Below are 13101 nucleotides of genomic sequence, written 5' to 3'. Positions count from 1 at the left end.
TCGTGGTGAGATTTATCACAAGGTGGATCGGCGGTGGCCTGCTGCTGATCATCCTGCTTCTTGTACTCGGCACCGTCGTGCCTCGACCCTTTTTTGCCGATGAAACAAGCGGCGTGAGGGATCGCGAGATATTGCTGTTATCCAACCCGATCCATACCGATATCGCCCTGCCTGTTGATGACGATCTGCGGCGGGTCTTTTCCGAATTGCAGGAGGGCGGTATCGCGGTCAACCATCCGGCTGCTGCCTATCTGGTGTTCGGCTGGGGTGGCCGGTCGTTTTACATACAGACGCCGACATGGGCCGACCTGAAGCCGATGCCAGTCGTGCGCTCTCTGACACTCGACCAGTCGGTGATGCATGTGGATGTGACTGGGGATTTTCCCGCCGACCTTGCCGGGGTGAAGCGCCTTCGCATTTCCGAAGCGGGATATCAGCGACTTGTGGCGGGCATTCGTGCGAGCTTCCTGCGGGACAATGGCAAAGTTCAGCTTATACCCGGTGCTTCCTACAGCCTGACGGATGGATTTTTCGAGGCGAATGGCTGGTTCAATGCGCTGGCCGGCTGCAACACGTGGTCTGCCGCCATGCTGCGGCAAGCCGGCATTCGCACCGGCTGGTGGACACCGTTGCCGCCACTGTTGCGCTGGTCGGTAGCGCTGCACAATTGATCTTACCGCGGTGCGACGTTTCGTTGATTTGACGTCTGGTAATCCGATTTTTATGCTGCACCGCAGCGCATCTTGCGCTAAAGAAACGGCAAAAGAATTCCGTGCGGATCGGTCCCAAGCGATCCGTGCAAAACGCCAGAAAATTGAAGACAGATCAGGAGACAAGACATGCTCGGCAAAAAAGTGCCCGCCGTTACCTTCCGCACGCGTGTTCGCGACGAGGCCGTTGGTGGCCCCAACCCTTTCCGTTGGCAGGACATGACCTCCGACGATTACTTCAAGGGCAAAAAGGTCGTTCTCTTCTCGTTGCCCGGCGCTTTCACGCCGACTTGCTCGACCTACCAGCTTCCCGATTTCGAAAAGCTCGCGGGCGAATTCCGCGCGCTCGGCGTCGATGAAATCTATTGCCTGTCGGTCAACGATGCCTTCGTGATGAACGCCTGGGCAAAAGGCCAGAACCTCGAAAACGTCAAGGTCATTCCTGACGGTTCGGGCGAGTTCACCCGCAAGATGGGCATGCTGGTCGCCAAGGACAATCTCGGTTTCGGCATGCGCTCCTGGCGTTACGCCGCCGTCATCAATGACGGTATGGTGGAGCAGTGGTTCGAGGAAGAGGGCTATTGCGACAATAGCGATACCGACCCTTACGGCGTTTCCTCGCCGCAGAACATTCTGGAAAACCTGAAGAGCCGCGCTGCGGCCTGATTGCGGTTTGCTTTTTTTGACAAGGCCCGGCAGCGATGCCGGGCTTTTTCGTTTTCCGAGACGCGTTCGACCTGAAAACACGCCTTGAAATCGGCCGGGCTATCCGTCAACAATCGGAACCCCAAGACTGTTTCTGAAATGGATCATCCCATGCTGCGCGTCACGTCCTATCACCCCGCCGGAACTCCAGCCGACGAACCTTCCGGTTATGTCACTCTCGCGCATGACCAGCGGCATCTGCGCCGCAAACTTCTGCATTTGCAGAATGACGAGATGGTGATGTTGGATTTGAAGGAAGCCGTGCTGTTTGCCCATGGCGACCTGCTGGTGGTGGAGAACGGTGATCTGGTGGAGGTTCGCGCTGCGGACGAAAAGCTGTTCGAAATCAAGGCGAAGGACCGTCTTCACCTGATCGAGCTTGCCTGGCATCTGGGCAACCGGCACCTTTCGGCGCAGATCGAGGAGGAGCGTATTCTCATCCTGCGTGACCACGTGATCCGCGCCATGCTGGAAGGTCTTGGCGCAACAGTGCGTGATGTGGAAGAACCTTTCCAGCCGGCGCGCGGTGCTTACCACGCCCATGGCGGCCATTCCCACGGTCACGGTCACGGGCATGACCATGGCTGAGGCATGAGCGAAGATCGCGGCGTTGCCGCGCTGCTGCGGCTCATGGCCTGGATGTCGCCGGCCTTTCCTGTCGGCGGCTTTTCCTATTCTGGCGGCCTTGAAAAGGCGGTGGAGGACCGGCGCGTCAGTGATGCCGCCGGCCTTTACGGCTGGGTGGAGGTGCTTCTGCGTTCCGGCAGTCTGTGGAACGATGCGGTATTTCTGGCTGATGCCTGGCGTAATGGAACGGACGCCGTCGCCCTGAGTGAAGCGGCGGATCTGGCTCGCGCGCTCGCCGGTTCTGCAGAGCGCTACCGCGAGACGGTGCTCCTCGGTGATGCCTTCGTTGCCGCCGCCGGCGCCTGGCCGCACGCGGTTCTTGAGCTGTTGCCGAAAGAGGTTCCTTATCCTGTTGCTATAGGTGCGGTGGCGGGAGGGCATGGCGTGCCGCTTCGGGAAACGGTTGCCGCATTCCTGCATGCCGGTGTCTCGCAGATCGTCTCCGCCGGTATCCGCCTCGGCGTCGCGGGGCAGAAGGATGGCGTTGCCATTCTCGCCGCAAGCGAGGCGACAATCGGCGAAATGGCGGCACGGGCCGTGCAATCCACGCTCGACGATCTCGGCAGCGCCACTGTTATCGCCGACACCGCGACCATGCGGCACGAGATGCAGGGAACGCGGCTTTTCCGCTCCTGAATATCTCGCCGCAATGCAGCATTGCCGCCCTTGAAGCGGTCGTGCGAAGCGTTATGTTGGGACAACATCAAAGCATATTGAAGGGAACATGGTTGTGACATCGGGCATGAAATCGGGCAACGGTCCGCTGCGCGTCGGCATTGGCGGGCCGGTCGGTTCCGGCAAGACCGCGCTGACGGAAAAACTTTGCAAGGCTATGAGCGCCGATTACTCCGTCGCCGTCGTTACCAACGATATCTACACCAAGGAGGATGCGGAAGCGCTGGTGCGCATGCAGGCGCTGCCGTCCGAGCGTATCGTTGGAGTGGAGACGGGCGGATGTCCGCATACCGCCATCCGTGAGGATGCGACGATCAATCTGCAGGCGATTGCCGGTCTCAATGCGCGCTTTCCCGATCTCGATGTTGTCTTCATCGAATCCGGTGGCGACAATCTTGCGGCGACTTTCTCGCCCGATCTTGCCGATATTACCATCTATGTGATCTCCGTTTGTCAGGGCGAGGAAATTCCGCGCAAGGGCGGGCCGGGCATCACCCGCTCGGACCTGCTGGTCATCAACAAGAAAGACCTTGCCCCTTATGTCGGCGCTGATCTGACGGTGATGGACAGTGACGCCACCCGCATGCGCAATGCCATGCCTTTCGTCTTTACCGACATGAAGCGCGGCGAGGGTGTCGATCGCATCGTCGGTTTCCTGAAAGAGCAGGGCGGTCTCTGAGATATGACCACGCCCCTCCGTTTTGGTCCCTATGACGTTTCCCGTTTTGTCGATGGTGTCTACAAGGCGCCTGTTGGCCACCTCATCCACCGACAGGGCGCGGATGCGCTGGCGGCGGCGCTTGCCGGGCATGAGGGCGAAACGGTGGATATGGACGTCAACTGTTTTGTGCTGTCGGGGCCTGATGGTATTTCGCTGATAGACACCGGTTGCGGCACGGCCTGGGGGCCGACCTACGGCCATGCCCGTGCGGGGATGATTGCCGCTGGGATCCAGCCTGATGATGTCAGCCGAGTTATCCTCACCCATATTCACGGCGACCATGCGCTGGGACTTATCGACGGCGACCGGCCTTATTTTCCCAATGCGGACATATGGGTGCCCGAGGCCGATCTTGCTTTTTTCACCAGCGAGGATGCGCGCAAGACATTGCCGGCTGCGAGGCAGGGCGCCTTCGATATTGCCGCCCGGCTGCTCGACATTTGTGGGGCCATGCTGCGGCCAATCCCAACTGGCAGGATTGCCGAGGGTATGGAAGCCATCGCCATGCCCGGCCATACGCCTGGCCATACCGGCTATCTCATCGGCAATGGCGGTGACCGGCTGTTATTGTGGGGCGATGTGCTGCATGTGAGCGCGTTGCAGGCGGACGATCCGGGTATCGGTTTCGTCTATGATATCGATTCCGAAACTGCCTATTCGACACGTCTCGATGCGCTGACCCAGGTTGCCGATCACGGCTGGCTGGTTTCCGGCGGCCATCTTGGCGGGTTTTTCCGCGTCGAGCGAGAGGGCGATCGCTTCCGCTTCGTGCCGCAGCCGGTCTGATATGCTGCTCGACAAAAAATTAGAGGACGGGATACCCGTAGGCGTCCCGTCCTCTTCCTCTCCCCGGTACTTCTTCAAATCTGCTTCAGCGCCGCGACATCATTGACCTGCACGATGCGGCCGCGAACGGTGACGCCCGCCTTTTTCAGTGCGGAGAAAGCGCGCGACAGCGCTTCCGGTGCAAGGCCGAGCTTGCCGGCGAGCAGGCTTTTCTGGAACGGCAGACGCAGCGAAAAGGACGTAGCGTCGCGCGGCCCCTGATTGATCAGGTAATGGGCAACGCGTTGCGGCGCGGTTTGCAGCCGGTCGTTGGCAATGCAATCCATGGTGCCAAGCAGGCTGTTGGAGAGGCAGCGCATCACGGCCTTGGCGATTGCCGGTTCCTGATCCACAAGGCTGCGGATTCTTGCCAGTTCGAAACGCGCCACGGTGCAGCTTTCCGCCGCCTGCGCGCTGTAACGATAGCTGTCGCTGCCGAAGATCAGGCATTCGTTGAAGGTATCGCCCGGACCGCTGACACGCACATCCGCCTCGCGCCCGTGCCTGTCCAGCCGGTAAAGGCGGACATAGCCCGACAGCACACAGTAGAAATATTGCGCTGCCTCGCCCTCCTTGAAGAGCACATGGCGGGCATTGAGATTGGTGACGGTCGCCGCCTCCATCAATTTCAACGCCGCCGCTTCATCCGCAATCCCTATCAGGGGCACGCGCAGCAGAATGTTCCTGTCCCTGTTGCTCAGCTTTACGGTCTTGTTCACGTCCATCCGGCTCCCGCTCAAACCTTTTGCCGGGTTGTCCGAAGCGATACGAAACCGGGGATGTTCCTTTTCCCTCACGCCTATCTGAAAAGAGCTCATCGCATTATCCTTCGACCGGCAATTCCCGATGCGAGGGAGATTAGCAGTTCACCTGAAAAGCGAATTGATTTCGATCAAATGGGTTTGGCGTTGTTGTGCGGGGAGCAGGGAAATGTGGAGCGAGCAGGTGCGGCCTATCTCTTCTCCCCGACGTGGAGAAGAAGCCAGCCGCAACGCAGTCGCGACCAAGCAAACTCACCACAAAAGGAAACGCCGGGCGCTGGACCCGGCGTTTCAACTTTCACTCGGCAGCGAGCGGCGGCAACCGCAATATATTGCTGCCCTTGTCACCGGATTTTTCACCGGAGCCTTTTTCCATGCCGGCAACGCGCGCTTCCAGCGAGGAGAGCGCCAGGCTGTTTTCGCGGGCGATCTCCGAGAGTTTTTCGTTGGAGAGCGACTCTTCCTCCTCTTCCTTCTTGCCGACAAAGCGGCCGAAGAGGTGGGCGAGCAGGCGCGACAGGTCATCCATGATCAGGAAGAAGGCGGGGACCACGATCAGGGACAGCACCGTGGAGACGATGATGCCACCGATCACCGCAATCGCCATCGGCGCGCGGAAGGAGCCGCCTTCGCCGACGCCAAGTGCCGAGGGCAACATGCCCGCCGACATGGCGATGGAGGTCATGATGATCGGGCGGGCGCGCTTGCGGCCGGCCTCGACCATGGCATGCACCCGTTCCATGCCGTGCCGGCGCATTTCAATGGCGAAGTCCACCAGAAGGATGGCGTTTTTTGTCACGATACCCATCAGCATCAGAATGCCGATGAGAACGGGCATGGAAAGCGCGTTCTGCGTGATGATGAGCGCCACGGCCACGCCGCCGATGGCGAGCGGCAGCGAGAACAGGATGGTGAAGGGCTGGATGATATCCTTGAACAGAAGGATAAGCACCACAAGCACCAGAAGCAGGCCGAGCAGCATGGCGTTGACGAAGCCCTGCTGCATTTCGCCCTGTACCTTGGCATCGCCGCTTTCGGCAAGGCGAACGCTTGCCGGCAGTTCGGTTTCCGAAACGATCCGCTTGAACTCCGCCGTAGACGTATCGAGCGCTGTGCCGAACGGTACATCGGAGCCGATGGAGACGACGCGGTTGCGGTCGTTGCGCTTGATCGAGCTTGGACCTTCCGAATAGTCGATATCGGCAACACTGTAGAGCGGCACCAGCGAACCGGATGCGGTCTTGATCTTCAGCGCGCGGATGGTGGCGAGGTCACGGCGGGTATCGATGGATGCCTGCACGCGGATCGGGATCTGCCGGTCGTCCAGCGAGATTTTCGTCAACTGTGCGTCGATGTCACCGATGGTGGCGACACGCACCGTCTGCGAAATCTGCTGCGGCGTGATTCCGAGGCGGGCGATCTCGTCCTTGCGCGGGCGGATCTGCAGTTCAGGACGGGGAAGCGCTCCCTCCGAGCTGACATTGGCAAGGATGGGCGAGGCGCGCAGGCGGCTTTCGAGAATGCCGACGGCGTCGTTCAGATCCTTCTCGTTGGACGAGAGGAAGTTGAAGCTCAGTTCGCGTTCCGCGCGGTCGTTCAGCTTGATGATGCGCACATCCGGAATGCTGTGGACCTTGGCGAAGATATCCCGCTCCACATCCCACTGCGGACGGACACGGCCCTTTTCCTCGATCTTCGGAAGATATTGGCCGACAAGCGGAAGCGAGCCGAGACCCTTGTTGACAAGGGTTTTCAGCAGCGAATGGTCGATATGCTGGAGAATGACGTTGACGGTGGCGCGGCGAAGCTCCAGATCGCCCTTGGGCGAGGCGCCGCCGAGGATGAAGACGCTTTCCACACCGTTGATATCGCGGATCGCGTGGAAGATTTCGGTCGTCGTCCGGTCTGTCTCGTCCAGCGTTGCATTGGGCGGCAGTTCTACCGAAAGCGTTACGCGCGAGGCGTCGTCCGGCGGCAGGAAGCTGCCCGGCACCTGGCTTAGAAGCATGACGGAAGCAATGAGGAAGCCGATGGCGCCGACCAGCGTCAGGTAACGCGCCCACCATTTGGAGGTGGTGGCGGAAACCATGCGCGTATAGGCTTTCATCAGCCAGCCGTCATTGTCGGCATGGTCGTCCATCGCGTCTTCGGCGCGCATCAGATAGGCGGCCATCAAGGGCGTGATGAGACGGGCGACCGCCAGCGAGAAGAACACCGAGAAGGCGACCGTCAGACCGAACTGGATGAAGTACTGGCCGGGAATGCCTGGCATGAACGACACGGGTACGAAGACGGCGATGATGGTGAAGCTGGTGGCGATGACGGCAAGGCCGATTTCGTCTGCGGCTTCCAGCGAGGCGCGATACGGCGTCTTGCCCATCTTGATGTGGCGGGCGATGTTCTCGATTTCCACGATGGCGTCGTCCACGAGAATACCCGTGGCGAGCGTCAATGCGAGGAAGCTGACGAGGTTGAGCGAGAAGCCCATGATGTCCATGATCCAGAATGTCGGGATCGCGGAGAGCGGCAGGGCCACGGCGGCAATCAGGGTAGCGCGCCAGTTCCTGAGGAACAGCAGAACCACGATGACGGCGAGGACCGCGCCTTCGATCAGCGTATCGAGCGCTGCCGTATAGTTGCCATAGGTGAAGTAGACGGCGTCATCGACCATCTGGATCGCGACGTCGGGATGGTCCTTGCGGACCTGATCGAGGCTTTCGGCCACGGTTTTGGCGACCGAAACCTCGCTGGCGCCCTTGGAGCGGAACACCGCAAAGGTAACGGCGGGGTTGCCGTTGAAGCGCGAGAAGGACTTCTGCTCCTCATAGGTGTCCGTGACTGTGCCGAGTTCGGCGAGCTTTACGAAACGGCCATTGGAGAGCGCGATGGTGGTGTTGGCAAGCTGGGTGACGTCGCGGGTGTCGCCGAGCGTGCGGATCGTCTGTTCGTTACCGCCAACCTGGCCGCGGCCGGAGCCAAGGTCGATATTGGTGCCGCGCAGCTGGCCGTTCACTTCGCTTGCGGTGATGCCGTAGGCGTCGAGCTTTTCGGGGCTGAGCGAAACGCGCACTTCGCGGTCGGCGCCGCCGTAACGGTCGACCTTGCCGATGCCGGACTTGCCCTGCAGCGAACGCTTGATGGTGTCATCCACGAACCAGGAAAGTTCTTCCAGCGTCATGTTGGGCGAGGAGACGGCAAAGGTCTGGATTGCCTGGCCTTCCACGTCGATCTTGCTGACAACAGGCACTTCGATGTCGGATGGCAGATCGCTGCGGATCTTGTCGATAGCGTCCTTGACGTCCTGAACCGCCTCTTCCGTCGGCTTTTCGATGCGGAAGACGACTGTTGTCAGGGATTGTCCGTCGGTGACGGTCGACTGGATTTCGTCGACGCCGCTAATGGCGGCGACAGCGTCTTCGATCTCCTTCGTCACCTGCATTTCCAGCTCGGACGGCGAAGCGCCGCTCTGGGTCACGGTGACGGCAACGACGGGAACGTCGATATTCGGAAAACGGGTGATCGGCAGGGCGTTGAAGGCCTGGATGCCGAGGAACATCAAAAGCGCGAAGCCGAGAAGCGGCGCAATCGGGTTACGGATTGACCATGCGGAGAAGTTCATTTCATTCCCTCAGTCAGTTGGACGCAGCCGTCTGGGCTTCCACCGGTCTTATCCGGTCACCATCACGCACGAATGCTCCAGCTTTCTCGACAACCTTGTCACCAGCGGCAAGTCCGCTGACAATCTCGATGAAACCGCTGTCTTCAATGCCGGTCTCGATCTTCACCTGCTTGACGATGTCGCCTTCCACCTTGCGGGTGGTCGAGCCTTCACGCCCGGAGGTGACGGCCGAAAGCGGCAGGGCAAGCGCGTTCGTCTCTTTTACGATGATCTCCGCGCTGGCATACATGCCCGATCGTGCCGGGCTGTCCGTCGGCAGCACAACATGCACGGAACCAAGGCGCGTTGCCGGATCGACGGTCGGCGAAACGAGACGCACCTTGCCCTCAATTTTTTTGGCTCCGCCGGCAACCGTCAAGAAAGCTTTCTGGCCGGCCTTCACCCGCTGGATGTCAGTCTCGGAAAGATCGGCGACAAGCTCGATCGCGCCGTCCTTGATGATCGTGAAAAGCGGGTTTCCCGCGCCGCTGGCGATGGCGCCGACCTTGGCATTCTTGGCGGAAACGATGCCGGTGACGGGGGTTTTCACACCCGTGCGCGTCAGTTTCAGATTGATGTCGTCAATCTGCGCGTCGACGACCTTGATGTCTGCCTCTCCGGCGGAAACGGTCTGCTTGGCGGCATCAAGGCGTGCCTGCGCAACCTGGGCAGCGGCCTCGGTCTTTTCCGTCTCGGAGACGGAACCGGAACCGCTCTGGCCGAGCTTGGCGGCGCGGTCGCGCTGGCGAAGGGCATCGGCCTTGTTGGCCTCAGCCTCCAGAACCTGCGCCTTGGATTGCGCAACGGCGGCCTGCGCCTTGGCCCTGTTGGCCTCAAGCTGGCTTTTTTGCAGGAGAAGACTGTCCGAGGAAAGCACGGCCAGAACCGCATTCGCCTCGACCCTGTCGCCGATATCGACGTTCAGTTCGTCGATCGACAGGCCGTCGACCAGCGGCTGTACATAAATTTCGTCCACGGGCCTGATGGTGCCGGTGGCGATGATGCGGTCCACGAGATCGCGTGTTGCGGCGTGCGCGACGATGATGGAAGGCAGGTTCTGCTGTTTGACCGGTTCCGGCACTTCTCCCTCGGCCACGGCCGAAAATGGCAGGGCCGTTGCGGAAAGAAAAAGGAAAACAAAGCGGTTAAACGTGACTTTATGCTGCATGTGTCTTGGCTCGCGCAATATTCGATCGCATGTCCTTCAGCCTGAAGGCGTGTTTTAAAAGGTCATGCGGCAACGAATGTGAAACAAGGGATCACAATACTTCCTTCTCGATCCTCCCGATTCAAACGCCCCTCAACGCGAATCTTAAGCACCTTTGCCTAGTGCTTTTTTACAAGATCAAATTCGGCAGTCTTGTTGGCGGGGACTCTAATTGTTGTTGCTATACAAATCAATCCGCATAGCCTCGAGGGTTGATATACATTTTTGTATATGGCCGAGTGTTGTAATTCATCAAACGGGTCACCAACGCGCAAAAAAACGCGCGGCGATGGCCGCGCGTTTCCATGTTTTCGGCTTCGACGTGACTATTTCAGCGCCGCATCGGTGATTTCAGTGGTGTAGGCGCCTGTCGGCTCCTTGGTGATGACGGGATCGGAACCGCCGCCGAGCAGCGTCTTGACGGTGCGCTCGTAATCCGCCTTGTCCAGCGCACCCTTCGAGCCTGCCGTCAGCTTGGCGACTTCGCCCATCATGCGCTTCTGGTGCTTTTCGGTCTGGGCGCCGGAGGCGTCATTTTCAAGAACGATACCTGCTGCATCGTCAGGGTGTTCTTCCGCCCACTTCCAGCCCTTCATGGAAGCGCGGACGAATTTGACCATGTCTTGTTTGAACTTGGCGTCCTTCAGCTTGTCTTCGAGAACGTAGAGCCCGTCCTCCAGCGTTGCGACGCCTTCGTCCTCATATTTGAAGGTGACGAGTTCCTCCGGCTTGATGCCGGCATCAATGACCTGCCAGTATTCATTATAGGTCATGGTGGAAATGCAGGCGGCCTGCTTTTGCAGCAGCGGATCGACGTTGAAACCCTGCTTGAGGACGGTGACGCCATCCGCGCCGCCGGTGGTCGGGATTTTCAGGTGCGCCATCCACGACAGGAACGGATATTCATTGCCGAAGAACCAGACGCCGAGCGTCTTGCCCTTGAAATCTTCCGGCTTGGTAATGCCGGTTTCCTTGAGGCAGGTCAGCATCATGCCTGACGTTTTGAACGGCTGGGCGATGTTGACGAGCGGTACGCCCTTTTCACGGGTGGCGAGTGCCGATGGCATCCAGTCGACGATCACATCCGCGCCACCGCCGGCCAGAACCTGCGCAGGCGCAATATCCGGTCCGCCCGGCTTGATATCGACATCGAGGCCTTCGGCTTCATAAAAGCCCTTGTCCTTGGCGACGTAATAACCGGCGAACTGCGCCTGGGTGACCCATTTCAGCTGCAGGGTGATCTTGTCGGCGGCCTGAGCCTCAAATGCGCTCAGAAGTGACGCGCCGGCAAGAAGCATGGAGGCAAGTTTCATTTTCATCGCTGTTCCCTTTTTCGTTATTTACGTTCGTCCCCCACGGACGGACGGATGCCAGAAGGTGACGGCGCGCTCGATGAGCGCCACCAGACCGTAAAATCCTGAGCCTGCGAGCGCCGCCACGGCAATTTCTGCCCAGACCATATCGACATTGCTGCGGCCCATTTCCGCCGAGATGCGAAAACCCATGCCGACGATGGGCGTGCCGAAGAATTCCGCGACGATGGCGCCGATCAGCGCCAGTGTGGAATTGATCTTCAGGGCGTTGAAGATGAAGGGCCAGGCGGCGGGCAGGCGCAGTTTCAGCAATGTCTGCCCCCAGCCTGCGGCATAGGTGCGCATCAGGTCGCGTTCCATGTGGCTGGAGGCGGCAAGCCCTTGAACCGTATTCACCAGCATCGGGAAAAACGTCATGATGACGACGACAGCCACTTTCGACTGCCAGTCGAAACCGAACCACATGACCATGATGGGAGCGATGCCGACGACCGGCAGGGCGGAGACGAAATTGCCGATGGGCAGCAGCCCGCGCTGGAGGAAGGGCGAACGATCGATGAGGATGGCAACGATGAAACCGAGGCCGCAGCCGAGCACATAACCTGTCAGCACCGATTTGAGGAAGGTCTGGCGGAAATCCGCCCAGAGGATCGGTAGCGAGCCGAGAAGGCGGGCGAGGATGGCGCTCGGGGCGGGCAGCAGGATGGGCGGGACGGAGAAGCCGCGCACCACACCTTCCCAAAGCGCGAGAATGGCCAGCCCGAAGAGAAGCGGTACGGCCATGCGGCTCATTCGCTTTGCCGACTGTGATGCGAAGGTGTGGCGCACCAGCCATTCGTTGGAGGCCCAGGCGGCAAGCCAGAACAGGATTGCGCCAATAAACCAGACGGGATTTGTCATGGCCGCGCTCCCATTCTCTTGAGGACGGCAGCGTGGGCGATGCCGATGATCGAGACCAGAATGGCGGCCACACCGGCGGCCATGAACAGCGCTGCCCATATCTGCACGGTCTGGCCGTAATAGGAGCCGGAGAGCAGACGCGCACCGAGGCCGGCGACAGCGCCCGTCGGCAATTCGCCGACGATGGCCCCGACCAGCGCAATCGCGATGGCGATCTTCAGCGAGGTGAAGAGATAGGGCAGGGCAGACGGCCAGCGCAGCTTCCAGAAGATTTGTGCGGGCGAGGCATTATAGGTGTGCATCAGGTCCAGCTGGATGGTTTCGGGGCTTCTGAGGCCCTTCACCATGCCGACGACAATCGGGAAGAACGAGAGATAGGTGGAAATCAGCGCCTTGGGCAAAAGCCCGGAAATGCCGATGGAATTCAGGACGACGATGATCATCGGCGCGACGGCAAGGATGGGGATGGTCTGGCTGGCGATGATCCACGGCATGACCGAGCGATCCATGGCGCGATTGTGGATGATGGCGACGGCAAGCAGGATGCCGAGCACCGCGCCGATGGCGAAACCGAGGAGCGTGGCCGAAAGCGTGACGCCCGCGTGATAAACGAGGCTGCGCTTGGAGGTGATCGCCTTGTTGACGGTGGTGTCCCACAGTTCCGCGATGATCTGGTGCGGGGCGGGGAGAACCGGGCGCTCCTGTGCGAAGGTTTGCGGCAGAAGCTCCATGAAGCTCGGCGTCTGGCCGGCGCGGTTTGCCTGATCGCGGACGAAGGGCATGTTGAGGTAGATGACGGAAAGGTGCCAGACGATGAGGATGGCGAGGAGGACGGTGAGGATGGGGAGGACGCGGTGGCGGAGGAGGGTCATCGGGTTGCCCTCGGTTGATGGGAGTTACCCCCCTCTGTCCTGCCGGACATCTCCCCCACCAGGGGGGAGATCCAATCGTGGATAGGTCTCGGCAATCTCCAGGCTCGAAAATTGAGAGGAGAGTGCG

General features: G+C 60.1%; 12 protein-coding genes. 6 read left to right on the top strand and 6 right to left on the bottom strand.

Features of this window, described 5'->3' with window-relative positions; all coding sequences use genetic code 11:
* The first annotated feature begins 2 nt into the window (after nucleotides 1-2).
* The 6 genes from AC5SEO_RS11985 to aidB all read left to right on the top strand — a co-directional run bounded on the left by AC5SEO_RS11985 (nucleotide 3) and on the right by aidB (nucleotide 4224).
* The gene (locus AC5SEO_RS11985; protein WP_162696504.1) at nucleotides 3-671 is read left to right on the top strand and encodes a TIGR02117 family protein; all 669 of its coding nucleotides are present in this window, start codon (nucleotides 3-5) and stop codon (nucleotides 669-671) included.
* A 168-nt stretch (nucleotides 672-839) separates the two neighbouring features.
* A complete protein-coding gene (locus AC5SEO_RS11980; RefSeq protein WP_003513894.1) occupies nucleotides 840-1376 on the top strand; it encodes a peroxiredoxin in 537 nt (178 codons plus the stop codon).
* A 150-nt stretch (nucleotides 1377-1526) separates the two neighbouring features.
* The gene (gene ureE / locus AC5SEO_RS11975) at nucleotides 1527-2003 is read left to right on the top strand and encodes an urease accessory protein UreE (protein WP_174068585.1); all 477 of its coding nucleotides are present in this window, start codon (nucleotides 1527-1529) and stop codon (nucleotides 2001-2003) included.
* A gap of 3 nt (nucleotides 2004-2006) precedes the next feature.
* Nucleotides 2007-2678: an urease accessory protein UreF gene (locus AC5SEO_RS11970; protein WP_174068584.1), complete on the top strand. Its 672-nt coding sequence runs from the start codon at nucleotides 2007-2009 to the stop codon at nucleotides 2676-2678.
* A gap of 106 nt (nucleotides 2679-2784) precedes the next feature.
* The gene (gene ureG / locus AC5SEO_RS11965; protein ID WP_013636707.1) at nucleotides 2785-3396 is read left to right on the top strand and encodes an urease accessory protein UreG; all 612 of its coding nucleotides are present in this window, start codon (nucleotides 2785-2787) and stop codon (nucleotides 3394-3396) included.
* A 3-nt stretch (nucleotides 3397-3399) separates the two neighbouring features.
* Nucleotides 3400-4224 carry an AidB family quorum-quenching N-acyl homoserine lactonase gene (aidB, locus tag AC5SEO_RS11960; RefSeq protein ID WP_174068583.1) on the top strand — a complete coding sequence of 275 codons (825 nt, stop codon included), beginning with the start codon at nucleotides 3400-3402 and terminating at the stop codon, nucleotides 4222-4224.
* Between the two features lie 74 nt (nucleotides 4225-4298).
* On the opposite strand, the gene AC5SEO_RS11955 is transcribed toward aidB, so the two are convergent.
* The 6 genes from AC5SEO_RS11955 to AC5SEO_RS11930 all read right to left on the bottom strand — a co-directional run bounded on the left by AC5SEO_RS11955 (nucleotide 4299) and on the right by AC5SEO_RS11930 (nucleotide 12974).
* A complete protein-coding gene (locus AC5SEO_RS11955; protein ID WP_019565122.1) occupies nucleotides 4299-4988 on the bottom strand; it encodes a Crp/Fnr family transcriptional regulator in 690 nt (229 codons plus the stop codon).
* A gap of 334 nt (nucleotides 4989-5322) precedes the next feature.
* The gene (locus AC5SEO_RS11950; protein ID WP_003513883.1) at nucleotides 5323-8643 is read right to left on the bottom strand and encodes an efflux RND transporter permease subunit; all 3321 of its coding nucleotides are present in this window, start codon (nucleotides 8641-8643) and stop codon (nucleotides 5323-5325) included.
* A gap of 13 nt (nucleotides 8644-8656) precedes the next feature.
* A complete protein-coding gene (locus AC5SEO_RS11945) occupies nucleotides 8657-9850 on the bottom strand; it encodes an efflux RND transporter periplasmic adaptor subunit (protein ID WP_112675524.1) in 1194 nt (397 codons plus the stop codon).
* 365 nt (nucleotides 9851-10215) lie between these two features.
* A complete protein-coding gene (locus tag AC5SEO_RS11940; protein WP_003513879.1) occupies nucleotides 10216-11208 on the bottom strand; it encodes an ABC transporter substrate-binding protein in 993 nt (330 codons plus the stop codon).
* A gap of 21 nt (nucleotides 11209-11229) precedes the next feature.
* Nucleotides 11230-12102 (bottom strand): ABC transporter permease, encoded by an 873-nt coding sequence (locus AC5SEO_RS11935; RefSeq protein WP_003513877.1) that lies wholly within the window; start codon nucleotides 12100-12102, stop codon nucleotides 11230-11232.
* Nucleotides 12099-12974 carry an ABC transporter permease gene (locus AC5SEO_RS11930; RefSeq protein WP_038491990.1) on the bottom strand — a complete coding sequence of 292 codons (876 nt, stop codon included), beginning with the start codon at nucleotides 12972-12974 and terminating at the stop codon, nucleotides 12099-12101. The genes AC5SEO_RS11935 and AC5SEO_RS11930 overlap by 4 nt, the downstream gene beginning before the upstream one ends.
* Between the last annotated feature and the right edge of the window lie 127 nt (nucleotides 12975-13101).

It is taken from the genome of Agrobacterium sp. K11, assembly GCF_059429395.1.
Note: the sequence above shows the minus strand (reverse complement) of the source record. Positions and strands in the feature narration are given on the sequence as shown.

What these genes read in the sequence shown, in the direction of transcription:
- ureE (WP_174068585.1), top strand. Translation starts at nt 1,527, where the DNA reads ATGCTGCGCGTCACGTCCTATCACCCCGCCGGAACTCCAGCCGACGAA.
- AC5SEO_RS11930 (WP_038491990.1), bottom strand. Translation starts at nt 12,974, where the DNA reads ATGACCCTCCTCCGCCACCGCGTCCTCCCCATCCTCACCGTCCTCCTC.
- AC5SEO_RS11945 (WP_112675524.1), bottom strand. Translation starts at nt 9,850, where the DNA reads ATGCAGCATAAAGTCACGTTTAACCGCTTTGTTTTCCTTTTTCTTTCC.
- aidB (WP_174068583.1), top strand. Translation starts at nt 3,400, where the DNA reads ATGACCACGCCCCTCCGTTTTGGTCCCTATGACGTTTCCCGTTTTGTC.
- AC5SEO_RS11940 (WP_003513879.1), bottom strand. Translation starts at nt 11,208, where the DNA reads ATGAAAATGAAACTTGCCTCCATGCTTCTTGCCGGCGCGTCACTTCTG.
- ureG (WP_013636707.1), top strand. Translation starts at nt 2,785, where the DNA reads ATGAAATCGGGCAACGGTCCGCTGCGCGTCGGCATTGGCGGGCCGGTC.
- AC5SEO_RS11950 (WP_003513883.1), bottom strand. Translation starts at nt 8,643, where the DNA reads ATGAACTTCTCCGCATGGTCAATCCGTAACCCGATTGCGCCGCTTCTC.
- AC5SEO_RS11955 (WP_019565122.1), bottom strand. Translation starts at nt 4,988, where the DNA reads ATGGACGTGAACAAGACCGTAAAGCTGAGCAACAGGGACAGGAACATT.
- AC5SEO_RS11980 (WP_003513894.1), top strand. Translation starts at nt 840, where the DNA reads ATGCTCGGCAAAAAAGTGCCCGCCGTTACCTTCCGCACGCGTGTTCGC.
- AC5SEO_RS11935 (WP_003513877.1), bottom strand. Translation starts at nt 12,102, where the DNA reads ATGACAAATCCCGTCTGGTTTATTGGCGCAATCCTGTTCTGGCTTGCC.
- AC5SEO_RS11970 (WP_174068584.1), top strand. Translation starts at nt 2,007, where the DNA reads ATGAGCGAAGATCGCGGCGTTGCCGCGCTGCTGCGGCTCATGGCCTGG.